The sequence below is a fragment of the Phenylobacterium sp. genome (assembly GCF_030651755.1).
In the GTDB taxonomy this organism is placed as follows: domain Bacteria; phylum Pseudomonadota; class Alphaproteobacteria; order Caulobacterales; family Caulobacteraceae; genus Phenylobacterium.
The window spans coordinates 1-24138 of the sequence record NZ_JAUSBZ010000137.1 but is presented as its reverse complement, the minus strand read 5'-3'; the positions used below and the strand labels follow the sequence as shown (position 1 = coordinate 24138).

General features: G+C 68.4%; 19 protein-coding genes. 9 read left to right on the top strand and 10 right to left on the bottom strand.

From position 1 onward, the window contains the following. Positions 1-3 precede the first annotated feature (3 nt). Genes Q7V15_RS12835 through Q7V15_RS12820 form a run of 4 tightly spaced genes read right to left on the bottom strand, consistent with a single transcriptional unit; the run spans position 4 to position 4053 of the window. Positions 4-1071 carry an endo-1,4-beta-xylanase gene (locus Q7V15_RS12835; RefSeq protein ID WP_304756070.1) on the bottom strand — a complete coding sequence of 356 codons (1068 nt, stop codon included), beginning with the start codon at positions 1069-1071 and terminating at the stop codon, positions 4-6. Then, entirely contained in the window at positions 1071-1484 is a 414-nt protein-coding gene (locus Q7V15_RS12830; RefSeq protein ID WP_304756068.1) for a flagellar export protein FliJ, read from the bottom strand. Before Q7V15_RS12830 ends, Q7V15_RS12835 begins: the two co-directional genes overlap by 1 nt. After that, positions 1481-2818: a flagellar protein export ATPase FliI gene (gene fliI / locus Q7V15_RS12825; protein WP_304756066.1), complete on the bottom strand. Its 1338-nt coding sequence runs from the start codon at positions 2816-2818 to the stop codon at positions 1481-1483. The genes Q7V15_RS12830 and fliI overlap by 4 nt, the downstream gene beginning before the upstream one ends. A 47-nt stretch (positions 2819-2865) precedes the next feature. Then, positions 2866-4053 carry an SDR family oxidoreductase gene (locus Q7V15_RS12820; protein ID WP_304756064.1) on the bottom strand — a complete coding sequence of 396 codons (1188 nt, stop codon included), beginning with the start codon at positions 4051-4053 and terminating at the stop codon, positions 2866-2868. Between the two features lie 318 nt (positions 4054-4371). On the opposite strand from Q7V15_RS12820, the gene ctrA reads away from it, so the two are divergent. From ctrA to Q7V15_RS12795, 5 genes are all read left to right on the top strand, one after another. Beyond that, the gene (gene ctrA, locus Q7V15_RS12815) at positions 4372-5067 is read left to right on the top strand and encodes a response regulator transcription factor CtrA (RefSeq protein ID WP_304756062.1); all 696 of its coding nucleotides are present in this window, start codon (positions 4372-4374) and stop codon (positions 5065-5067) included. Between the two features lie 157 nt (positions 5068-5224). After that, on the top strand, positions 5225-7621 hold the full coding sequence (locus Q7V15_RS12810) for a M20/M25/M40 family metallo-hydrolase (RefSeq protein ID WP_304756060.1): 2397 nt from the start codon (positions 5225-5227) through the stop codon (positions 7619-7621). A 43-nt stretch (positions 7622-7664) separates the two neighbouring features. Further along, positions 7665-8021, top strand: a complete 357-nt coding sequence (arsC, locus tag Q7V15_RS12805; protein WP_304756058.1) for an arsenate reductase (glutaredoxin) — start codon at positions 7665-7667, stop codon at positions 8019-8021. Between the two features lie 189 nt (positions 8022-8210). Then, positions 8211-9581: a peptidoglycan DD-metalloendopeptidase family protein gene (locus Q7V15_RS12800; protein WP_304756056.1), complete on the top strand. Its 1371-nt coding sequence runs from the start codon at positions 8211-8213 to the stop codon at positions 9579-9581. 94 nt (positions 9582-9675) lie between these two features. Next, positions 9676-10908, top strand: coding sequence for a TetR/AcrR family transcriptional regulator (locus Q7V15_RS12795; RefSeq protein WP_304756054.1), 1233 nt, complete (start codon positions 9676-9678; stop codon positions 10906-10908). 229 nt (positions 10909-11137) lie between these two features. Here the strand turns inward: Q7V15_RS12795 and Q7V15_RS12790 are convergent, their stop codons facing one another. The 3 genes from Q7V15_RS12790 to ubiG all read right to left on the bottom strand — a co-directional run bounded on the left by Q7V15_RS12790 (position 11138) and on the right by ubiG (position 14148). Continuing rightward, positions 11138-12223 (bottom strand): Zn-dependent alcohol dehydrogenase, encoded by a 1086-nt coding sequence (locus Q7V15_RS12790; RefSeq protein WP_304756106.1) that lies wholly within the window; start codon positions 12221-12223, stop codon positions 11138-11140. Positions 12224-12349: 126 nt separating this feature from the next. Then, positions 12350-13321 carry an alpha/beta fold hydrolase gene (locus Q7V15_RS12785; protein ID WP_304756052.1) on the bottom strand — a complete coding sequence of 324 codons (972 nt, stop codon included), beginning with the start codon at positions 13319-13321 and terminating at the stop codon, positions 12350-12352. A gap of 68 nt (positions 13322-13389) precedes the next feature. Continuing rightward, on the bottom strand, positions 13390-14148 hold the full coding sequence (ubiG, locus tag Q7V15_RS12780) for a bifunctional 2-polyprenyl-6-hydroxyphenol methylase/3-demethylubiquinol 3-O-methyltransferase UbiG (RefSeq protein ID WP_370689811.1): 759 nt from the start codon (positions 14146-14148) through the stop codon (positions 13390-13392). 160 nt (positions 14149-14308) lie between these two features. Here ubiG and Q7V15_RS12775 point away from each other — a divergent pair, with 160 nt between their 5' ends. Further along, the gene (locus Q7V15_RS12775) at positions 14309-15559 is read left to right on the top strand and encodes an aspartate kinase (protein ID WP_304756050.1); all 1251 of its coding nucleotides are present in this window, start codon (positions 14309-14311) and stop codon (positions 15557-15559) included. A gap of 1 nt (position 15560) precedes the next feature. Here the strand turns inward: Q7V15_RS12775 and Q7V15_RS12770 are convergent, their stop codons facing one another. Continuing rightward, a complete protein-coding gene (locus Q7V15_RS12770; RefSeq protein WP_304756048.1) occupies positions 15561-16979 on the bottom strand; it encodes an MFS transporter in 1419 nt (472 codons plus the stop codon). Between the two features lie 92 nt (positions 16980-17071). Between Q7V15_RS12770 and Q7V15_RS12765 the strand changes: the two genes are divergently transcribed. Continuing rightward, positions 17072-17692 (top strand): metalloregulator ArsR/SmtB family transcription factor, encoded by a 621-nt coding sequence (locus Q7V15_RS12765; protein ID WP_304756046.1) that lies wholly within the window; start codon positions 17072-17074, stop codon positions 17690-17692. 6 nt (positions 17693-17698) lie between these two features. Here the strand turns inward: Q7V15_RS12765 and Q7V15_RS12760 are convergent, their stop codons facing one another. Further along, complete coding sequence (locus tag Q7V15_RS12760) at positions 17699-19387, bottom strand: alpha/beta hydrolase (protein ID WP_304756044.1); 1689 nt, start codon at positions 19385-19387, stop codon at positions 17699-17701. Positions 19388-19473: 86 nt separating this feature from the next. After that, positions 19474-21804, bottom strand: coding sequence for a heavy metal translocating P-type ATPase (locus Q7V15_RS12755; RefSeq protein ID WP_304756042.1), 2331 nt, complete (start codon positions 21802-21804; stop codon positions 19474-19476). Positions 21805-21900: 96 nt separating this feature from the next. Between Q7V15_RS12755 and Q7V15_RS12750 the strand changes: the two genes are divergently transcribed. After that, entirely contained in the window at positions 21901-22179 is a 279-nt protein-coding gene (locus tag Q7V15_RS12750) for a metal-sensitive transcriptional regulator (protein WP_304756040.1), read from the top strand. Positions 22180-22267: 88 nt separating this feature from the next. Then, positions 22268-24138, top strand: a 1871-nt coding sequence (locus tag Q7V15_RS12745; RefSeq protein WP_304756038.1) for a putative PEP-binding protein, incomplete at its 3' end; no start/stop codon positions are given.

Genomic DNA, 24138 nt, shown 5'->3' with positions numbered 1-24138 from the left:
GCCCTAGCCGACCTGGGCGGCCCAGGCGGCGGCGGCGGCCTTTGGCCGGCCCTGATTGTCGAATGGCAAGGGCGTGTCGCGGGCGTCCTCACGCTTGAGCCAGGACTCGCTGTCACGCAGGCCCCAGAAGCTGAAGGCGAACCGCTGACGGGGCGGCAGGGCCATGAAGGCCTCGGCGGCCTCGGCGTAGAGGGCGGCCTGCTGGCGTTCCAGAACGGCCCGGTTGGGCATGAACCCCTGCGCGCGGCTCAAGGAGACGTCAAACTCCGACACATGCACCGCAAGGCCGAACTGGCCGAGCTCGGCGATGGTGCGGGCGATCTCGCCGGGCGCCTGATCGGCCGCCACATGGGTCTGGGTGCCCACCCCGTCGATGGGCGCGCCGGCCGCCAACAGCCGCTCCACCAGGCGCAGGAAGGTCGCGCGCTTCTTGGGAATCCATTCGAGATTGTAGTCGTTCAGGAACAGCTTGGCCGCGGGGTCGGCCTCCCGGGCGTTCTGAAAGGCGAGCACCATGTGCTCGAAGGCGCCCAGCCTCTGGCTCCACAGGCTGTCGCGCCAGCCCTCGCCATCCTCGGCGACGGCCTCATTGACCACGTCCCAGCCCACCGCCTGGCCGCGATAGCGGCCGACCACGGCATGGATGTAGTTGCGATAGGCCTGAGCAAAGCTCACCCGGCCCTCGTCCAGCCGCTCAAAGGCCGGAGAGGTCTGGGCGTACCAGACCAGGGTATGGCCAAACAGACCAAGGCCGTGGGTCCGGGCGAAGGCGGCGATGGCGTCGGGGGCATCGAAGCGGAAGGTCCCATCGTCGCGGACGATGTACTCCATCTTCATCTCCCACTCCGGGGTGAGCTGGGAGGCCTGGGCGACGATCAGCCGGGCCAGGGCGGGGTCGGTCAGATGGACGGCCTGGACGGCGGTCCCGACCGGGAAGGGCGCGATGGATTTGAGCGGCGGCAGGCTGACGACCGGCGTCTGGGACTGGGCGGCGGGCTGGCAGGCGCCCAGAGCCAGGGCCGAGCCCAGAAAACTGCGGCGGCTGAGGCCGTAGAGAGAGGCCGAACCCATCACCGACCGGCGGCGGCCCGGCGCAGGCCCATCTCGTCCATGGCCGCAGAATCCCGGCGGGCCAGTTCACGTGACCGCTTCAGCCGGATCTCCTCGGCCACCTGCTCGTATTTCTTCTGCTCTTCGAAGGCCCCATTGAGCGCGTCGCGGGCGCCCTGCTCTTCCAGGGCCAGGGCCTTCATCTGTTCGAACACGGCCGCCCGCCTGGCCCGCAGACCGTCAAGGAAGCCAATATGGTACCAGCCGGCGTCCGCATTGGCTTGGGCGTTCTGCGCCTCGGCCTCGCCCTCGGCCTCCAGCATCAACAGGCGCATCTCCAGGTCGGCACGGCGCTGATTGATCTCGGCCATGCGCTTTTGCAGCACTTCCACCTCATAGGTGGACAGCTTCACCAGGGATTGGGCCCAGCTCATGCGACGGCGCCTTCAAGGATGTGGGCCAGGGCGCCGAACGAGTCTTCGAGACTTGTGGCCTCGTCCTGGTCCTGGCTGAGGAACCCTTCAAGGGCGGGGTTCAGAGCGATCGCCTGATCCACCTGCGGGTCGGAGCCTGGACGGTAGGCGCCGATGCGGATCAGCTCCTCCATATTGGCGTAGGCCGACAGGGCCTGGCGGGCGGCGGTGACGATCTGGCGTTCGTGCGGCTGATGGCAGCCTGGCATGGTCCGGCTGATGGACTTGAGCACATTGATGGCCGGGAAGCGGCCGCGTTCGGCGATGGCCCGCTCCATGACGATGTGGCCGTCCAGGATCCCCCTGACCGCATCGGCGATGGGCTCATTGTGGTCATCCCCGTCCACCAGCACGGTGAACAGCCCGGTGATGGGGCCGGCCCTTGTACCGTCGGGGCGGATGGGACCAGGACCCGCCCGCTCCAGCAGCTTGGGCAGTTCGGTGAAGACGGTGGGGGTATAGCCCTTGGTGGTCGGCGGCTCGCCGGCGGCCAGGCCAATCTCCCGCTGGGCCATGGCGAAGCGGGTGACGGAGTCCATCAGGCACAGGACCTCCATGTCCTGGTCGCGCATGAACTCCGCGATGGCCAGGGTCATATAGGCGGCCTGCCGACGCTTCAGGGCCGGCTCGTCAGAGGTGGCGACCACGACAATGGCGCGGCGCAGGCCCTCTTCGCCCAGGGTCTCCTCGATGAACTCCCGCACCTCCCGGCCCCGCTCGCCGATCAGGCCGACGACCACGGCGTCGCAGTCGGCGTTGCGCGCCAACATCGACAACAGCACGGACTTGCCGACGCCGGAGCCGGCGAAGACCCCCAGGCGCTGGCCCCGGCAGCAGGTGGTGAAGACGTTCATGGCCCTGACGCCAAGGTCCAGGCGGGCGCCCACGCGGTCGCGGGCATGGGCCGGCGGCGGAGGCGCGCGCAGGGGATAGGCCGCCAGGCCCTGGGGCAGCGGCCCCTTGCCGTCGATGGGCTCCCCGAAAGCATCGATGATGCGGCCAAGCCAGGCCTTGGTGGGACGCACCGCCGAGCCGCCGGGCTCAATGCGGATTTCAGCGCCCGGCGCGACGCCCTCGACAGCGCCGAAAGGCATCAGCAGGGCGCGGGCGTCTCGGAACCCCACCACCTCGGCCGGCAAGGGCGGAGCGCCCAGCCGCTCGATCTCGGCCCGAGCCCCGACGGCCAGTCGCGTGACGCCGCCCCGGGCCTCGATGAGGAGCCCATTGACGGCGGCCACACGGCCAGAGACGGAAAGCGGATCGATACGCTCGACGGCGGCGACTAGACTGCGCAAAGGCGGGGCCCCCGGAAATCACTGATCTCCAGGGTGGCGGCGCCGGCTTAATCCCAGGTGAAGATTCGTAAACGCCGCCCGCCGGCCTCAGGCCTACCGAAGGGCGCCGGCGAGCTTGAGCGCCTTGCCTGGATGACGCGCGGCGAGTTTCGCCGTCGCCAGCGGACGCCGCATGATGGCCCGTGCGACCACCGGTCGCGCCAGCCTCGTGGCCATAGGCGGGCGTTGCGCATGATTGGGCCTCGACCCAGATAGGCCGCTGTGGCGATGAGGGCCAAGGCCCCCGCCCCGAGGACGACCCCAGGATGGCGCTGAGCGCGGGTGTAGATGCTGAACCGTCGTCCGCCATAGGCGTCGGTGCGGGTCCGGCCATCGGCGCCGGCCTCATAGAGATTGTCCCCCACGGTCTTATCGCCCTTGCGCTTGGCGAGCTTGGGGATCGTAAGCGCAAACAGCTTGTCGGCGAACGCCGGGACGCCGCCGCCCAGCAGGACCATCTGCCGGCCGCCAGAGCCAACGGTTATGTGCCGGGTCGGGTGCTGAGCGGCGTGCAGAATGGCCTCGGCCACCACCTCGGGCGCATAGACCGGCGGCGGCACCCGCGGCGCCTTGTCCATGTAGTTGCGGGCATGGTCGGGGAAGGGCGTCGAAATGCTGCTGGGCTTGATCAGGGTGATGCTGATCGGCGCCTTCTCCTGAGCGAGTTCCATGCGCAGGGCGTCGGTGAAGCCCTTCACCGCGTGCTTGGAGGCCGAATAGGCGCCCAGCAGGGGCACGGCCACGTCAGACAGAATCGAGCCCAGATTGATGATGGCGCCCCCGGACTTGCGGCTCTTGAGGTGCTTCACCGCCTCCAGGGACCCGTTCACCACGCCGAAATAGTTGGTGCGGAACAGGCGTTCGTGGTCGGCGAGCGGCACGGTCTCCAGGTCGCCATAGAGGCCGACCCCAGCGTCATTGATCCAGGTGTCGAAGCCCCCGAAACGGGCGATGGCGGCGCGGGCGATGGCTTCGACCTGGGCGGGATCGCCCACATCGCCGGCCACAGCGTGGGCCCGGCCTCCCGAGGCGTTGATCTCCTCGGCGATCGCCTTCAGGGCGCCCTCGTTCCGCGCGGCGAGGACGACGGCGGCGCCGGCCTCGGCGGCCTTGCGCGCCGTGGCCAACCCAATGCCCGATGAGGCGCCCGTGATGACGATGACCTGTTCAGACAGGGGCTTCAGCTTGACGGGCATGGGACGTCCTTTTGGCGGCGGCGGCGTTCTGGGGGTTCTCTGCAAACGGCTGGAAGGCTTGGCTGTTCCCAATTTCCCTCCGAAAGGGGCCACCCTCCGTTCGGCCAATCCGTCCAATCACAAAAGATTCAACTGGACCGCGACTCCCCGCCGCATCGCTGCGCTTGCCGCTGATTCTCAAATCGGATTAACGAATTGCTCAGAGGCCTTTCAATATTAACCGGTCTTAAATTAACTCACCGGCAAGATTACCGGGAGGGGCTTGGAGGGTTTCCAAAATGGGACCGCCAAGCTGCGCTGTCGTTCGAGGAGGGACTCATGCGCGTTCTGTTGATTGAGGATGACAGCGCCACGGCGCAGAGCATCGAGCTGATGCTGAAGTCAGAAGGCTTCAACGTCTATACGACCGATCTGGGTGAGGAAGGCGTCGATCTGGGCAAGATCTACGACTACGACCTTATTCTGCTGGATCTCAATCTGCCCGACATGAGCGGCATGGATGTGCTTCGCACCCTGCGGGTGGGCAAGATCAACACCCCGGTCATGATCCTGTCCGGCTCGGCCGAGATCGACACCAAGGTTAAGACCTTCGGCGCCGGCGGCGACGACTACATGACCAAGCCTTTCCATAAGGACGAGCTGATCGCCCGCATCCATGCGGTGGTCCGGCGCTCCAAGGGCCACGCTCAGTCGGTGATCCGCACCGGCGACATCGTGGTGAACCTGGACGCCAAGACCGTCGAGGTGAACGGCGCCCGGGTCCACCTGACCGGCAAGGAATACCAGATGCTTGAGCTGCTCTCCCTGCGCAAAGGGACGACGCTCACCAAGGAAATGTTCCTGAACCACCTCTATGGCGGCATGGACGAGCCTGAGCTGAAGATCATCGACGTCTTCATCTGCAAGCTGCGCAAGAAGCTGGCCGCCGCCGCCGAGGGCAAGCACCACATCGAAACCGTCTGGGGCCGTGGCTATGTGCTGCGCGATCCTCAGGAAAACGCCGCCGCCGCCTGAGCTGGCGCCTTAGGCCAACGACACTCCGCGACACGCCCGCCGCTCCTTCCGGCGGGCGTTTTCGTGTCCGCTGCTCATCCCCAGGGGCGAGCAGCAATAGTCAGTTCCTCAAAACAGGCTAGGTTCCCCGCAAAGAACAAGACGGGGAAGCGACGCCATGGAACGTACGATCGCGCTGGTGGCCTGCCTGATCCTCGGCGCGGCTATCGGTTGGTTCGGAGAGCGGGGTCCACGACCAGCGCCCGCCAACGCGCCTGCGAGCGCCTTCTCCGCCGGTCGCGCCCTGGCCGACATCGAGATTATCGCCAGGAAGCCCCACCCCACCGGCAGCGCCGCCAACTTCGCCGTGCGCGAGCATCTGGTCGCCCGGATGGAGGCTCTTGGCCTTACGCCTCAGGTTAAGGTGGCCCGGCCCTTCGCCACCCGGGAGCGCGGCGGCAAGACCCATGTCTACGGCGCGCGGATCGAAAACCTGGTCGGGATGTTGCCCGGTCGGGACCCTTCAGCGCCGGCCCTCGCCCTGATGGCCCACTATGACAGCGTGCCCCTCTCGCCCGGGGCCGGGGACGACGCCGCCGGAGTCGCGGCCATCCTCGAGATCATCGGCGTCCTGCGCGCCCGAGGACAGCCCGAACGGGATGTGATCGTGATCCTCACCGACGGCGAGGAGCTTGGGCTTTTCGGGGCGCGGGCCTTCTTTGCCGAAGGTCCCCTGGCCCAGCGGATCGGCTTCGTCATCAACCTGGAGGCCCGCGGCTCTGCGGGCCGGGTCAACATGTTCCAGACCGGCGCAAACGGCGGCCCCACAGTGGACCTCTTCGCCCGCGTCACGCCGGGATCGCCGTCCAACTCCCTGGCCGCCTTCGCCTATGAGCAGATGCCCAATGACACAGACTTCACCATTCCCCGGGAAATGGGCCTGGCCGGCCTGAACTACGCCTTCGCCGGCCGGCAATTCGACTATCACAGCCCCACCGCCACAGTGGCGACCCTGTCGCGCAGATCACTCCAGGACCTGGGGGACCAGGCCCTGGCCGCGACAGTGGCCACGGCCTATTCCGACACCCTTCCGGGAACGGGGCCAGACAAGGTCTACGCCCCGCTGCCAGGGGGAAAGACCGTGGCCTATGAGGCCCCCTTAGGGTGGATCCTGATCGCCCTTTCCGCCCTGTTGCTAGGTCTCGCGGTGTTGCGGGCGCGGCGCGCCCGGATAGAGTTTCGTCTTCTGGACGCCGGCCAGGGCGCCTTGGCCGGCGTCTATGTCCTTGTGGCGACCACCGTGGTGCTGCGGTTCGCCCGCCAGGCCACCGGCGTGGGCTATGGCTATCTCGAGCAGCGCGAACTCCTGGCCCAGGCCGCCCGGTTCGAGGCGGTGGTCATTCTCCTGGCCCTGGGCGTGGTTCTGCTGGCGGCGGCGGCCCTGGCCAAGGGCGGCATGCGTCTGACCACCGGGCTGCTGGCCCTGGCCGCAGGTCTGGGGTGTCAGGTCTTTGGCGGATGGGACCTGCCCGGCGCCCTTCTGGGGCTCGCCGCGGGCCTCGTCGCCCTGGCCGCCTTCGGACGACCGGCCCAGCGAGGCGCCAGCTGGACGGGGCTGCTGGCCACGGGTCTGGCCGGGGCCGTCGCCCTGCAGATCCTCGCGCCAACGGCCGCCTTTCTGGTCTCCTGGCCCCTGTTGCTGGCCTGCTTCGGGGCGGCCCTCAGCACCCTGGGCGCGGCGCGACCGCTGGCGCTGCGCCTGCCGATGATCCTGATCGGGGCCGTGGGTCTGGGCTGGCTGTCCTTCGCCATCCACGCCCTGTTCGTCAATCTGGACATGGTCGAGCTGCTGGCGCTGACCGCATGGCTCGCAGCCTTTTTGCTTTGGCCCTTCGCCCATCCGCGCATGGGCGGCGCGGGACGGATCACCGCCCTCCTGGTGCTGGGCGCGGGCCTGGCTCTGCTGGCCCTTGTGCGCCTCGATCCCCCCTGGTCGGAACGCTATCCGAGGGCCACCATCGTCCAGTACCTGGTCGACCAGGGCGAGGACCGGGCCTATCGCCTGGAGGCCGCCCCGGAGCTCAGTGACTGGAGCCGGCGAGCCCTGAGGGCCGATGGCGGCGAGATCCGTTCTCTGGAGGCGACGCCGGTCTGGCGGCGGCCGGTCCACGCCGCGACAGCGCCTGCCCTCGCCCTGCCGTCGCCTCAGCTGGAGCTGGACGGCGGCGCGGGGCGTCAGGTCCTGTCGGCGACCCCGCCGCCCGGCGCCACGACCCTGATCCTGGAGCTGCGGTCATCCGGGCCGGTGAGCGACGTCCGCGTCAACGGGCGACCGGCCGGCCTGCTGGCGACGCCCGGCCAATGGTCGCAGCTGCGATGGAACGCCGAGGCCCAGCCCGTTCAGCTTAGCTTTCAGCCCGTGGATGACGCCGGCCAGCTGGAGGTTCGCTACGGGGCCGTCACCCCGGGCTGGCCGGCCGGCGCCACGCCCCTGCCGCCGCGGCCCCGGGACGTGATGGCGTTCGACACCTCTGACTCCACCGTCGTGACGGGGACGAAATTGCTTTCTTGGTAAGGCTTTGCTTGGTTTGAGCCTCGGCGTCGGTTATCCCTTGGCCATGAGCCGACCCGACGTGGTGATCTATCACAACCCCGCCTGCGGAACCTCGCGCGACACCCTCGCCCTGCTGCGAGACAAGGGTGTGGAGCCGACGGTTGTGGAATATCTCAAGGTCGGCTGGACCAAAGAACAACTGCAGGACCTGGCTGAACGTTCCGAGGGCGGGATTCGCGGCCTGTTGCGCGATCGCGGCTCCCGGGCCGCAGAACTTGGTCTGACAGACCCGGCGACCTCGGAAGAGGCCATCCTTGCGGCCATGATCCTCGACCCCGCCCTGGTCAATCGCCCAATCGTCGCCACGGCCAAGGGCGCGGCCCTGTGCCGCCCGGCTGAACGTGTTGTGCACCTCCTGTGAGCACACTCCCGCTCGAGGCGATCAACTTCCCCCGTGGCGCGCCAAGACGCGACAAATCGACCATTCTTCTTAAAGTTACCAACGGTTAACCGCATGACGCGACTTTGGCATGGCCTACCACTTGCTGCATCACGTCGTGTGCGGTCACTTGTGACCCAGACTATGACGTCGTTAAATACGGGGGGCACGATGCAAGAGTTCGATCCCAGACGTCCGAGCCTGCGCTATGCGCCCCGCCTCATGGTCGGTCTGGGCGGCATCTGCGCCTTGGCCATGGGCTGGAAGCTCACCGCAGCCGAGGCCACGGCCCCCGTCCCGCCGCTGCTGGACTCCGCGGCCATCAGCGCCCTGCAGCATGAGGCCTTCGCCCAGGCCGAGGCCCTGCCCGGCTTCGCACGGCCCGAAAGCGTCGCGGTGAAGGTGCTGCCGGGGGACACCCTGGAAGCCGCTGTCGCCCGCACCGGCGTTTCTCCTGAGGAGGCCCGCCAGGCGGTCCGCACCCTCGGCGAGGCGATGGACACGGTCCACATCAAGGCCGGCATGACCTTTGACGCCGCGATCGCCCGTCCGCAGGGCGAGGCGGGACAGGCGCGATTGATCGGCCTGTCTCTCCGCACCGGGCCGGCCACCGCCGTCACCCTCTCGCGCACCTTCGACGGCGCCCTGCGTCTGCGCGAGATGGAAGAAGCCATCCGCAACGAAACCACGGTCGCCCAAGGCCAGATTCACGGCTCCCTCTATGAGAGCGCCGCCAAGCTGGGGGCCACCTCGTCGGTGACCTCCAAGGTGGTCAAGCTGTTCGCCCACAAGCTGGACTTCCAGCGCGACATCAAGGCGGGCGACGAGTTCAAGCTGGTGTTCGAGCGCAAGGTCACCGAGTCCGGCCGGGTGGTCGAGACCGGCGAGCTCGAATACGCCGAGGTCAAGGGCGTCAAGTTCTACCGCTTCGAACGCAATAACGGCGACGTCGATTATTTCGACGAGTCCGGAAAGAACATCCGCGGCTTCCTGCTGCGCACGCCGGTGGACGGCGCCCGCATCACCTCCAATTTCGGCCCCCGCCGGCACCCGGTGTTGGGCTTCCACCGCAGCCACCAGGGCGTCGACTTCGGGGCTGGCGCAGGCACGCCGATCCTGGCGGCCGGCGACGGCGTGGTCGTCGAGGCCCGACGCTGGGGCGGCTATGGCAACTGGGTCCGTGTCCGCCATGCCGATGGCTGGGAAACCGGCTACGCCCACGCCTCCCGCTTCGCCAACGGGATTCGTCCCGGCATGCGCGTCAAGCAAGGTCAGGTGATCGCCTATGTGGGATCTACCGGCATGTCGACCGGGCCCCACCTGCACTATGAGGTTTGGAAGAACGGCCAGCGGGTCAATCCCATCGGCGCCAAGGTGCCCCAGGGCACCATCCTGGCGGGGGGGGAACTGGCGGCCTTCAAAGCCAAGACCAAGCATATCAACAGCCTGCTGGCCAACGCCGGTCCGGCGCCGGGGGCGGAAGCCGTCAAGCTGGCCGCCGCCGAGATCGACACCATAGCCCTGGCTGATCTTCGTCGCTGATCCCCCGGCGCAACTAACCCAGCGTCAGGGTTTCGCAAGCCGAGCCCCGGGCCTAAGCTGAGGTGATGTGCGAACGTCGCCACCCGGAGGTCCCGTGACTGTCGCGACCCGCCCCGCCACCCGCGCCCGCTACGCCGCCCGGCGCGACGCGATACTGAGCGCCGCCTGCAAGGTCTTCATTGATCAGGGGGTCAGCGGCTTCACCCTGGCGGCGGTCGCCAAGCGGATGGATCTGCATCCGGTCAGCCTCACCTACTATTTCAAGCGCAAGGAAGATCTGGCGGCCGAGTGCATGCGGCTGACCCTGTCGCGCTTCAACGCCATGCTGGAAAGCGCTGAGCGGGAGGAGACCGCCCAGGCGCGGCTGCGGGCCTTTGTCGGCGCCTATTTCGAGACCCGACGCGGGATTGTTCTGGGGGAGGCGCCGCGTCTTCTCCCGTTCGGCGAAATCACCCAGATCGGCGCCCCCGAGGACGAAGAACTGGTGGAGGCCTATCGGGCCCTGCGTCAGCGGCTGGCGCGCCTGTTGCGCCCGGCCGATGGACCGTGGCTGACGGGGCCGCGTCGCTACATGCTGGCCCACCTGATCATCGACCAGCTGTGCTGGTCCGACACCTGGATCGCCGGTTACGAGATCGGCGATTTCGGCCGGGTCGCCGAACGCATCGCTGACGTGATGATCAACGGCCTCGCGGCCCCTGGGCAGGTCCAGCCGACCGGCCCCCTGCTGGAGCTGGGGACCAGCCTGGCTCTCAATGACGAGGTCACCCGCGAGCGCTTCCTGGTGGCCGCCACCGAGATCATCAATCGCGAGGGCTACCGCGGCGCCTCGGTGGACAAGATCTCTGCCTTTCTCAATGTGACCAAGGGGTCATTCTACCACCACAACACCGACAAGGATGAACTGGCCCAGGCCTGTTTCGAGCGGACCTTCGATCTGATCGACGAGGCTAAGACCCGCGGCCGCGCCGAAGCGACCGGATGGGCTCGACTATGGCTGATCGCCGCCTCACTGACCGGCCACCAGACCAGTGGCGAGCGCGGCCGGATGCTGCGCCATTTCGCCCTGTCGGCCATGCCTGGCGATCTTCGCCGGTCGATTTCCGGGCGGTTCCAGCAGATCGCCAACGCCTTTTCAGGCATCATCAGCGACGGCATCGCCGATGGCTCCATCCGGCCCGTCGACCCGCTGCTGTCGGCCCATCTGGTGATGGCGATGTTCAACTCTGTGCTGCTGCTGGAGCACTGGGGCGAGGACGCCACGGTCGACACGGTGATCAGCGCCTATGTGCGCCCGGCCCTGATGGGCTTCTTCACGCCGGAATAGAGACCAGAGGCATCAGCCATAGAAAAAGGGGCGGCCGCCGCCGCCCCTTTTGGACGCCCCCAGAATCGTCGCGGACCAATGCCGCCGCGGCCGATCTCCCCCCTAGGAACGTCGTTGACCGAACCTCAGTAGACCAAGGTTGCCCAAGGCCAAGCTGTGGGACAAGCGCACACGCCTAATAGGGGAAAGGCCGGGTCGGTCTTTCCCCACCTGCCCCGACTTCAGGCGTTCAGGCGTCGAAGACGATGACGGAGCGGGCGATTTCACCGCGCTTCATCTCATCAAAGGCCTCATTGACCTGTTCCAGCTTCAAGCGGCGGGACACCAGATCGTCGAGCTTGAGTCGGCCCGACATGTAGAAGTCCACCAGGCGCGGCATGTCCACGGGGAAGCGGTTGGACCCCATCATCGAGCCCTGGATGCGCTTTTCCCCCAAGAAGGCCGCGCCCATCAGGTTGATGGTCTGACCCACCGGGATCATGCCGATGATGTTGGCGGTGCCGCCCCGGCGGAGCATGTTGAAGGCCTGCTCGGCGGTCTTGGCCAGGCCGATGGCTTCAAAGGCGTGGTGGACCCCGCCCTTGGTCATCTCCATGACCGCCTTCACCGCATCGGTGTCGGCCGCGCAGATGAAGTCCGTCGCCCCGAACGCCTTGGCCAGGTTTTCCTTCCCCGGCACCATGTCGATGGCGATGATCCGACCAGCGCCCGCAATGGCCGCGCCATTGATCGCCGACAGGCCGACGCCCCCGCAGCCAATGATCGCCACGGTCTCGCCCGGACGGACATTGGAGGTGTGGATCACCGCGCCGACGCCCGTGGTCACCGAGCAGCCAATCAGGGCGGCGCGGTCAAAGGGCATGTGCTTGCGGATCGCCACGCAGGCATGCTCGTGGATCAGCATCTGCTCGGCGAAGGAGGACAGGTTGAGGAATTGCGGCAGGCCGACCCCGTTCTGCATCAGACGCGGCTCCTCGTCCTTGTCGCGCTTGGTGTCAGGGGACACGCACAGGCTCATCCGGCCGGTCAGGCAGGATTCGCAGTGACCGCAATAGGCTGACAGGCAGGTGATCACATGGTCGCCCGGCTTCACGGTGCGGACCTCGGAGCCCACCTGCTCGACGATACCGGCGCTCTCGTGGCCCAGCACGGCTGGCAGCGGATGGGGGTATGAGCCCTCGATGAAGTGCAGATCCGACTGGCAGACGCCGGCGGCCATGGTGCGGATGAGCACCTCGTGCGGGCCGGGCTTGTTGATCTGAACGTCTTCGATCTGAAGCGGCTTGCCCACTTCGCGCAGAACGGCGGCCTTCATGTCGTGCTTCCCCATATGAGCGCCCACTGATCGGGGCGGTTCAGGGCCGCTGATCGGACCCTCTTGGGGAAGAGTTATCGCCGTTCAGGTCAGATGGGCCAAGAGGGTTTTCCCCAATTGGGCCGCCTAGGCGCCCTCGCGGCCGGCCGCCAGACCTGTCCAGGCGCGCCCGCGCCATGCTGAGGGGAAGCGCGACCACAGCCCCGCCAGGTCCGGTCTCGTCAGGGTCGGCCAGCTGAGCCGCGGCAGTCGCCGCCGGGGTTGCGGCAGACAGGCGTCCAGGGCCGCCAGCAGGCGGTCAACCGGGCCGTCATTGATGAAATGGTCGGCGCCCTCCACCCGCTCGAGCCGGATGGAGCGTCGGGCGCGGATGTCGGCCATCAGCCGCTCGGCCGCCTCCAGGGGCGCGAAATCATCCCGATCGCCGTGGATCAGGTGGATGGGAACCCGCAGCTCACCCAGGGCCTGCCGCACGGGACCCAGCCGTTCGGGCTGCCCCGTCACCTCAAGCACCGCGTTCCGCAGGTCCCGGGGGATGAGGGCCAGGGCCTTGGCGCCTGTGTCCAGCAGCCAGCGCGCCGTGGGGCCGGGCTCTCCATAGTAGCCTGAAAGCAGGACAAGGCCGCGCACCCGGCGGCCGTGCCGCCTGGCCATCAAGGTGGCGATGGCCGCACCATAGGATTGTCCCACCAGCAGAATCTTCTGCCCCGGCGCGGCCTGCAGCAGGGGCGACAGGGCCAGGGCCTGCACCTCCAGGTCGGGCACATGGTCGGCAGGCTCCGAGGCGCCGAAGCCCGGGCGGTCGACCACGATCATCTCCCGGTCGGTCGGCAGGGCGGCCAGGACCGGCGCCCAATACTCCGCCCAGGAGGGTGACCCGGTGACCACGACGATCTTCCACGGCGCGGGCTGGTCCCGGGGGCTTTCCAGGGCCGAGATCCGCCAGCCCAGATCGCCGCCGGCCTCGAAGCTGGTGCGCCGCACCATCGTGTCGGGATAGTCCTTGGACATGGGCGCATGCTCGGTGCGCCCCAGCATGGCCGAGGCGAAGCACGCCCAGCCAACGCCGACCACACCCTTTGGCCGTTTACGAGCCACATGAAACTCCCTGGTCCAGCCTGATCGCAGCAACCAACGCTCAAGCCGCCCTTCGGGTTCGCCGAAAGTCAGGCCGCCGCCCGGGTCACCGTCATCATGTAGTTCACCTCGCTGTCCCGGGCCTGGGACCAGCGGCCGGTGAGCGGGTTGAAGACCACCCCATAGGGGCCATCCACCTGCACGGCTTCGCCCGCCAGGAAGCCGCGCAGTTCGTCAGGCTTGAGGAACTTGCGCCAGTCGTGCGTTCCGGCCGGCAGCCAGCGCAACACGTACTCCGCGCCAACCTTTGCGAGGGCCAAGGCCTTCAGGGTGCGGTTCAAGGTCGCGACGATCATGATTCCGCCGGGCGCCAGCAGCTGGGCGCAGCTGCGCAGATATTCGCCCGGATCGGCCACGTGTTCGATCACCTCCATATTGAGGATCACGTCGAAGGGGGGCGTCCCCTCCGCCAGCAGTTGCTCGGCGGTGGCGCAGCGATAGTCGATGGACAGGCCCTGTTCAGCGGCATGGGTGCTGGCCGTGCCGATATTGCGCTCCGAGGCGTCGACGCCGGTCACCGTGAAGCCCAGCCGGCTCATAGGCTCCGACAGCAGGCCCCCGCCACAGCCAATGTCCAGCAGCCGCAGGCCCTCAAACGGGCGACGGGCCAGGGGATCACGGCCAAACTGGGCCAGCGCCTTGTCCCGGATGAAGGTCAGCCGGGTCGGGTTGAACCGGTGCAGCGGCGCGAACTTGCCATGGGGGTCCCACCATTCGGCGGCGATACGGGAGAAGCGCTCGACCTCTTCGGGGTCGATGCTGGAGCGGAGATCAGGGCTTGCGGACATGGCCTCACATATAGCGTGCGGCGAGGCTTGCGGAAGGGCGCCCCCGCCTGCGGGCGGACCATGGCCGGGCGGCGGCGGCCTGTGACCTTCGAATGTTACGTTGCAGGGCGGCTTGGCCGTCGGTAGAAGGGCGGCCTTCTTTAGCGGGGGTCGATCCGGCGTGGCCCATCTGGTGATGAAATTCGGCGGCACCTCGGTGGCCGACCTTGAGCGTATCCGGCGCGTGGGCCGGCTTGTGGCCGCCGAGGTGGCCGCAGGCCACCGCGTGGCCGTGGTGGTGTCGGCCATGTCCGGCAAGACCAATGAACTGGTGGCCTGGACCGATGGCGCAGGCGCCGCGGCCCAGGGGCTGCCCCCCTCGGACGACGAGTACGACACCGTGGTCGCCTCGGGCGAACAGGTGACGGCGGGCCTGCTGGCCATGACCCTGCGCAATATGGGCCTGCCGGCGCGCTCCTGGCTCGGCTGGCAGATCCCGATCATCGCCGACGACGCCCATGGCCGCGCGCGCATCGAGGACATTCCGCCCGAAAAACTGGCCGCGGCGCTGGACGCCGGCGAAGTGGCCGTGATCGCGGGCTTCCAGGGGGTGACCCGTGACGGGCGCATCGCCACCCTCGGCCGCGGCGGCTCCGACACCAGCGCCGTGGCCATCGCCGCGGCCCTGAAGGCCGAGCGCTGCGACATCTATACCGACGTGGACGGGGTCTACACCACCGACCCGCGGATCGAATCCAAGGCCCGCAAGCTGTCCAAGATCTCCTTCGAGGAGATGCTGGAGATGGCGTCCCTGGGCGCCAAGGTGCTGCAGACGCGCTCGGTGGAGCTGGCCATGGCCCAGCATATGCCCGTGCGCGTGCTATCGAGTTTCGTAGAACCCGGAGAGGCCCCCGGTCAGGGCACCATCGTCTGCGACGAGGAGGAGATCGTGGAAAAGCGCATCGTGAGCGGCGTCGCCTATAGCCGCGACGAAGCCAAGATCAGCGTCTTCGGCCTGCCCGACCATCCCGGCGTCTCCTCGGAGATCTTCGGACGGCTGGCCGACGCCAATGTGAACGTGGACATGATCGTCCAGAGCCATGCCCGCACCCAGGACACGGCGAACATGGAGTTCACCGTCGGCAAGCGCGACGCCGCCCGGGCCATCGAGATCATGCGCCAGGCCAAGTCGGTCATCGGTTTCGAGGACGTGGCGGTGAACGAGGACGTGGCCAAGGTCTCGGTGATCGGGGTGGGCATGCGCAGCCATGCGGGGGTCGCCAAGACCATGTTCGGCGCCCTGGCCGACAAGGGGGTCAACATCCAGGTGATCTCCACCAGCGAGATCAAGATCAGCGTGCTGATCGACGCGGCCTACACTGAACTGGCGGTTCGCGCCCTGCATGCGGCCTACGAGCTGGACAAGCTCTAGGTCAGGCTGGCTGAACGGCCGCGCCCGCGGCGTCCTGCTTCTGGCTGAGACGCCAGGCGGTGAATATGGCGGCTGCGGCCACCGGCGTGGCGGCGGCGAACACCCAGAGCGCCGCGGCGCTGGCGCTGGCGAAGGTCAGGGCCTGGCCAAAACCGGCCAGATTGGCGAGGGCGCCGGCCACGGCCGCCCCCACCGCCGCGCCGGTGAAGCGCACCGTATTGATGGCCCCGCCGCCCAGGCCACGCTCCTCGGCGGGCAGCGCCGAAAGCACCATCTGGTTCATGAAGGCCGAGGACAGGCCAAAGCCCGAGCCCAGCAGGATCGCGGCCAGCAGCAGGGTCCAGAGCGGGCCCTCGGCGATGACGAAGACACACAGGCCAATACCCAGGGCGGCCAGCACAGCCCCCAGGCGCACCATGCGCCCGCGCCAGACGCCGGTGAGGTGAGCGATGGCCAGGGCCGAACCGGTCCAGGCCAGGGCCTCGACCCCGATCACATAGCCGGCCGCCAGCGCCGAATAGCCCCGAGTGGTCTGGAGAATGGCCGGGCCATAGACGGTGAACCCCATGGATGCCGCGGTCATCAGGAACATGGTGGCGAACCCCAGGCCGCCGATGGTGCGGAAGTCCCCTGAGCTGACCGGCAGCAGCCGGACCTTGGCGCGGGCGTCGATCTTGACGCTGAGCGCCAGGACGCCCAGGCCCACGGCGATAAGAATCACCGCGAGGCTGAACACGCCCAGGACGTCCGCCGCGGCGATTGCGCCGACTCCGCCGGCGATCAGCAGCAACTGCAGGGCGGGTACGCCGCCGCCCTCCCCCTTCTCGCCCTTGGGCAGCAGGAAAAGCGCCGCGCCGGCCACCAGCAGGCCCTGGATCACGAACGACCAGAAGGCCCAGCGCCAAAGGCCCGCATCGGCGAAGACGCCGCCCATCAGAGGCCCGATCAGGGTGGCGATCCCCCAGATGCCGGTGGCAGCCGCATAGACCCTTGGCAGGGTCCGGTCGGGGAACAGAAGCCCGATGGCCACCGAACTGAACCCGGCCAGCCAGCCGCCGCCGAGCCCTTGGACCAGGCGTCCGCCCAGAAAGGTCCAGATGTCAGGCGCCGCCGCGCTCATCAGGCAGCCGAAGGCATAGATGATCGCCGACAGGACGAAGGCCTGGCGAAGCCCCGTGCGTCCGGTCAGCCAGCCGGCGCTGGCCCCGGCCACCACCGAGCCCAACAGGAAGCCCGCCGTCGCCCAGCCGAAATAGGCATATCCGCCGAGGTCGGCGCCGACGCTGGGCATGATGGTGGCGGTGACCAGGCTGTCGGCGGCATGCAGCCACACCGCCAGACAGATCAGCACGAACTGGGCGAACCGGCCCTCGGCCAGGACGTCTTTCCAGCTCCCGGCTGCGGGGGCGGCGGTGGGCATTTGACAAGCTTTGAATTGCGAAACGACTTGACCCTGGCTAGCGCTACCGCAATGATTTCGCAACCTGATAATTGTCAAATTATGCGAGGCCGATGCCCTCCTCCGCCGATGACATTCTGACCCATTTGAAAACCGTCGGACCGGCGACCACGGCGGCCCTGGCCGCCCGGCTGGGGATCAGCCGTCAGGCGACGCGCCAGCAGGTCGAACGCCTGGCCGAGGCTGGCCTGGTCGAGGGCCGCAACGAACGCGCCGGGGTCGGGCGGCCCCGGGCGAGCTGGACCCTGACCACGGCTGGCCACGCCCGCTTTCCTGAAACCCACGCTCAGCTCACGGTGGAGCTGCTGGCGGCGGTGCGTGAGGAGTTTGGCCTCGAGGGGCTCAACCGCCTCATCGCCCGGCGGGAGTCCGACAGCGCCCGAGGATATCAGGCGGCGATGGTCGGGGCTGACGACCTTGAGGCCAGGGTGCGCCGACTGGCCGGACTTCGCGCCGCCGAGGGCTATATGGCCGAATGGTCGTCAACCCAGGACGGCGCTTTCCTGCTGGTGGAGAACCACTGTCCGATCTGCGCGGCGGCGAGCGCCTGCCAAGGTTTCTGCCGCTCTGAGCTCCAGCTCTTTCGTGACCTGCTGGCGCCGGCAAAGGTGGAACGGATCGACCACATTCTGCAGGGCGCGCGGCGTTGCGCCTATCTGGTGACCCCGCCCTAGGCCCCGCTACCCCGCCCAGTGGGTGGCCGTGCCCCCGACGATGTACCAGGTGATGAACAGGCCACAGATCACCGCACCGGGGACATAGGAGTTGGACCGGCGATAGGCGAAGGCGCCGATCAGGCCGATCAGGGCCAGGAGCGGCGCGAACTGGATGGCGATGATGGTGTTCAGCGGCTCGGCCGGGGTCAGAAGCCGCCCGGTCAGAAAGAGCGCGCCATACTCCAGGGCCAGGAGGGCGACGAAGCCAAGACTCATGGCCAGCGCCCAGGCCGCCATCTCCGCCCCGGCCCCCTGGCTCTTCAGGCTGACGCGGGCGGCGACCGCCCGGTGGCTGACCAGAAAGAACAGGATCCACGGCCCTGCATAGGCCAGGGCGTAGGCCAGCTGACGGCTGTCCAGCGGCTTCAGCGCCAGGACCCAGAAACGGAAGTCGGTCGTAAAGAGCGCGTCGCAGACCACCACCGCCCCATAGGCCATTCCCACCGAGGCCACGGCGATCAGGGGCGAGACCAGCCAGCGATGCTGGAAACGCGGCGCGGGGCCGCGCACGATCAGAGCCAGCACCAGGGTGATCAGCCCGTTCAGCAGGGCCCAGGCCAGCAACTGGTTGTTGACCTGCTGGGGAAACAGCGGCCCGGCGGCGAACAGCTGGCCAAGGGCCATGAACGGGAAATAGGTCAGGGCCGGAACCGCCGCCGTCAGGGAGAAGACGATCCACCAGCGGCGGTCGCGCGTCTCGCCCCGGGGCTGGGCGGCGGGCAGCCGGGCAAGGGCGCTCAGCGCCTGGAAGGTCCCCAGCATCAGGAGCGCCGCCCCGACCAGACCCGCCCCGGTCCCCAGCTCCTTCCAGAACCAGATCTGGTTGTCGGCCGGCAAGGGTCGCGCCTCGCCCTCCAGGGTCTGCTGCAGCCAGTCCACGGTCGCGCCCACGCCAGACCCGGAGAAATGCTCCCAGGGGTGAGTGATCGGCGGAACCTGCAGCCAGCGGGCGTCGCCGGCGGCGATGTCGCCATAGATGCGGCCAGGCTCTACCGGAGCATCGGTGGCGAAGAGGGACTTCAACCGGGACGCATTGACGATGTCGCCGCCCTTCGGGACCTGCCACATCAGGTCCGGAAACTCGTCATATTGGCCGAAAACCACCGCCAGATTGCGCGGAAATGCGCGGCCTTCCCCGTCCGGCGCGCCGAATATGCCCGGGGTCGAGCCGACCAGGACCATGGACCGGTAGCCATCGGGATTGGCCTTGGCCGCAAACAGGATCGGCGCCCCGCCCAGGCTGTGGCCGGCCATACCGATATTGGCCCGGTCGACCATGGGAAGGCCGCTGAGATAGGCGAAGGCCGCGGGGCCGCCGAAGGCGTTGGCGCCGACCGTGCCTTGCGAATAGCCGTGGCCGGACATGTCCATGGCCAGGACCACGAAGCCGCGGCGCGCCAGTTCGATGGCGAAGGCCGACTGCATTTCGCGGGTGTTGATATAGCCGTGGCTGAGCAGAACCGCTGGCGCCGGACGCTCAGCGGACGCCTCAGCCGGCACATAGAGCAGGCCGCTGAGCTGCGCCCCATCGCCGGCCGGAAAGCGCACGTCGCGCACCTCTGTCCCGCCAGAACTCTGAACCAGATGTGCCGTCCAGCCGCCGCCCAGGGCCAGGACCCAGCCCAGCGCCAGCAGCGTCAATCCGAGACGCATGGCCCCCTCCCCGAGGACTTATGTTTGTTGGCGGTGAAGATGGCCCCAGCGCGGCCCGCCGTCCAGGCCGCGCCGTCAGGCCGGTCTCAAAGCTTGAGGCCGCGTAGCCGCAGGGCGTTGCCCACGACGCTGACCGAAGACAACGACATGGCCAAGGCCGCAATCGCAGGCGACAGAACCAGGCCAAACGCCGGGTAGAGCAGGCCCGCCGCGAGGGGCACGCCGGCAGCGTTGTAGGCGAAGGCGAAGACCAGGTTCTGGCGGATATTGCCCATGACCGCCCGGGAGAGTCTGACCGCGCGCAGAACGCCTGACAGGTCGCCGCTCAGCAGGGTCACCGCCGCGCTCTCGATGGCCACATCGGCGCCGGCCCCCATGGCGATGCCCACATCAGCGCTGGCCAGGGCCGGGGCGTCGTTGACCCCGTCGCCGGCCATGGCCACCACACGGCCCGCCTCGCGCAGCTCAGAGACGATGCGCGCCTTGTCCTGCGGCGACACCTCGGCCCGCACCTCGTCAATCGCAAGGCGAGCCGCGACCGCCTGGGCCGTGACCGCATTGTCGCCGGTCAGCATCAGAATCCGCAGACCCGAAGCATGCAGGGCGGCGATGGCTGGACCGGCGCTGGCCTTGATCGGGTCGGCGATGGCGATCAAGCCCGCCAGGGCGCCATCCAAGGCGACAAAGATCACGGTGGCCCCCTGCCGCCGATGCCCCTCGGCGACGTCACTCAGCGGGGTCGCCGACGCGCCCTGGTCGGCAAGAAACGCGGCGCTGCCCACCGCGACGGCGCGTCCGTCCACCTGGCCCAGAACGCCGCGGCCGATCGGCGAGTCAAAGTCCGAAGGGTCGCTCAGCGTCAGCTTGCGGGCCTGGGCGGCGCGGACGATGGCCGCCCCCAGGGGATGCTCGCTGGCTCGCTCCAGGCTGGCCGCCAGCCGCAGCAGATCGTCCTCGGACGTCGCCTCAACGGGCGTAACCGCCACCACATCGGGGCGCCCCTCGGTCAGAGTGCCGGTCTTGTCGACGACCAGTGTGTCGACCTTTTCCAGACGCTCCAGGGCCTCGGCCGCACGGATCAGAACGCCAGCCTGGGCGCCGCGCCCCACCCCGACCATGATGGAGATCGGCGTCGCCAGGCCCAGCGCGCAGGGACAGGCGATGATCAGCACCGAGACCGCCGCCACCAGGGCGTAGGCCAGGCGAGGCTCAGGCCCAAGCAGGCTCCAGCCGATGAAGGCGGCGACGGCGACCGCGACCACCGCCGGCACGAACCAGCCCGAAACCTGGTCGGCGAGGCGTTGGATGGGCGCGCGACTGCGCTGGGCCTGGGCCACCAGTTGGACGATCTGGGCCAGCAGAGTCTCGGCGCCCACCTTCTCGGCCCGCATGATGAAGCCGCCGGTGGTGTTCAGGGCGCCGGCCGTCACCTTGTCGCCGACCCCCTTTGTGACCGGGAGGGATTCTCCGGTGATCAGGGACTCATCGACCGCGGCGCGCCCCTCGATGACCTCACCGTCGACGGCGATTTTCTCGCCGGGACGGACCCGCAGCCGATCCCCCGGCGCGATCTGGTCAACCGGAACTTCAGCGTCCTGCCCGTCAGCTTCCACCCGCAGCGCGGTCTTTGGGGCCAGGTTCAGCAGGGCGCGCAATGCGCCCGACGTGCGTTCCCGGGCGCGCAGCTCCAGGACCTGGCCGACCAGGACCAGGACCACGATCACGGCGGCGGCCTCAAAATAGAGCGGCGGCGCCCCGTGGGAGTCCCGGAAGGCGGCGGGGATCAATCCGGGCGCCAGGACGGCGGCGGCGCTGAAGGTCCAGGCCGTCAACACCCCGAGCGCGATCAGGGTGAACATATTGAGCTGGCCCGTGTGCAGGGACAGCCAGCCCCGCTGCAGGAAGGGCCACCCCGCCCACCACACCACCGGCGTCGCCAGGGCCAGTTGCACCCAGGGGCCGACCCCATCTGGTAGCGGCACATGGAGCCCAAGCAGGTGCGCGCCCATCTCCAGCATAAAGAGCGGCAGGGCCAGCGCGCCCCCGATCCAGGCGCGGCGCGTGAAGTCGGTCAGCTCGTGGTTCGGCAGGGCCTCGGCCGAGACGAGGTCCGGCTCCAGCGCCATGCCGCAGATCGGACAGGCGCCGGGCCCTTCCTGGCGGATCTGCGGGTGCATGGGGCAGGTGTAGATCGTGCCGGCTGGGGCCGCGGGTTCAGGCTCACGGGGAGACAGGTATCGAGTCGGATCGCCCTCGAATTTGCTCCGGCAGCCGGCCGAGCAAAAATAGTAGGGTTCGCCGTCGTGCTGGCTCACATGCCGCGCGCCGGCGGTATCGACGCGCATGCCGCAGACCGGATCGATGGCCTCCCCGGCCTTTGCCGGGTGTTCGCTGTGATGGTGGTGAAACTCCGACATGGTCAAAACTCCGGCTTTGCCCGCAATTTATACCCCCTAGGGGCATATCGCAATTACCGGCCTGGGGTATGTTATCCAGACCAAAGGAGGCGCCCCATGAAGGATGCAGACGCGAAGTCGAAACTGGCCAATCGCCTCAGCCGCATCGAAGGGCAGGTGCGTGGCGTCGCCCGCATGGTCGAGGAGGATCGCTACTGTATCGACATCCTCACCCAGGTGCAGGCTGTGCGCGCCGCCCTCGCCCGGGTCGAGACCGAGCTTCTGAAGGACCATCTGGATCAATGTATCGAATGCGCCATCGTCAGCGGCGACGCCGAGGAGCAGCGTCGCAAGGCCAGCGAACTGATCGAACTGCTCGGCCGGGCGACACGATGATCACCACGGGGTCGGCGAGGCGAATTCCGTCTCTGATCCGACGTCTGATGCTGCTAGAAATTCCTGAGGGACAGGAGACAGACCAAAGATGGCGATGACCGGCGCGGTCATACGGGGTCAACGGAGCCTGCTGCGGCAGATCCGCGAGGCCGTCCAGCGCACTGCGCCGGCGCAGGAGCGCCTGGACATGGTGGTGCGCATCATCGCGCGCTCCATGGTCGCCGAGGTGTGCTCCCTCTACATGCGCCGGTCCGGCGGCGAAATGGAGCTGTTCGCCACCGAGGGTCTCGATCCCCTCGCCGTCCACCTGACCCGCATGCGGCCCGGAGAGGGCCTGGTGGGCGAGATCATGCGCCTGGGCCGGCCGCTGAACCTGGCCGACGCCCCCAACCACCCGGCCTTCTCCTACCGCCCGGAGACCGGCGAGGATCCCTATCACGCCTTCCTCGGCGTCCCCCTGCTGCGCGGGGGGCGGGCGATCGGCGTGCTGGTGGTTCAGAACCGCACCGAACGGATCTACACCGAGGACGAGGTCGAGGACGTCCAGATCATCGCCATGGTGCTGGCCGAGATGGTCGCCGGCGAGCTGATCTCAGAGAACGAGCTTTCTGGGGTCGAGATCGCCCCCCACCGATCAGAACGTCTGAAAGGCGCGAAGTTCTCCGACGGCCTGGCCTTGGGCATTGCGGTTCTGCATGAGCCGCCGGTCGCGCCCTCGCAACTTCTGGCCGACGATGTGGTGGCCGAAGAGGCCAAGCTGACCCAAGCCATCTCCAGCCTGCAGGCCCAGCTGGACGAGATGCTGGAGGGCCAGCACGGCCTGGTGGAGGCCTCATACGAGGTGCTCGACACCTACCGCATGTTCGCCCACGACCGCGGCTGGAACCGGTCTCTGCAGGACGCCGTGCGCAACGGCCTGACGGCCGAAGCCGCGGTGGAGCGGGTCCGCTCTGAACACCGGGCGCGCCTGGGCCAGGCCCGCGACCCTTATCTGCGCGAACGGCTGCATGACTTCGAAGACCTGGCCGACCGCCTGCTGCGCCATCTGGCCGGGGATGGTCACGTGGCCCGGGAGCTTCCCGAAGACGCCATCCTCATCGCCCGCAACCTCGGCCCGGCCGACCTGCTGGAATACGACCGTCACAAGCTGAAGGGCCTCCTGCTGGAAGAGGGTTCCTCGGCCAGCCATGCGGCCATTGTCGCCAGGGCCCTGGACATTCCCTGCGTCGGACGACTGGACGGCCTGCGCGACCGTGTGACCGAGGGCGATCCGGTGATCGTCGACGCCGAGACGGGCGAAGCCTATCTGCGACCCCGCCTGGACGTTGTGCAGGCCATCCGCTCGCGGATCGAGGTCCGGTCACAGCGGCGAGCCGAGTTCGCCAAGCTGCGCGACACGCCGGCCTTCACCCGCGACGGGGTCAAGGTCACCCTGCTGATGAACGCCGGTCTGGATGTGGACCTGGAGATCCTGGGGGAGACGGGCGCCGAAGGCATCGGCCTGTTCCGCACCGAGTTCCAGTTCATGGTGGCCGAGGAACTGCCCCGCTTCAACGCCCAGACCGCCCTCTACAGCCGCGTGCTGGACGCCGCCGGCGGCCTGCCGGTGACCTTCCGCACCCTCGACCTCGGTGGCGACAAGGTGCTGCCCTATCTCGAGGCCGAGCGGGAGGAGAACCCCGCGCTCGGCTGGCGGGCCATCCGCATGGGGCTGGATCGTCCGGCCCTGCTGCGCCTGCAGCTGCGCGCCCTGATCGCCGCGGCGCGCGGCCGGGCCCTGCGGATCATGTTCCCCCTGGTGGCCAGCGTGGACGAGTTCCGCGCCGCCCGCGCCCTGGTGGACCACGAGGTGGCCTGGGCCCAGCGTCGCGGCCGGCCCGCGCCGGCCCGTCTGGACGTGGGCGCCATGATCGAGGCGCCGTCGCTGATCTGGCACCTGGACGCCCTGCTGCCCATGAC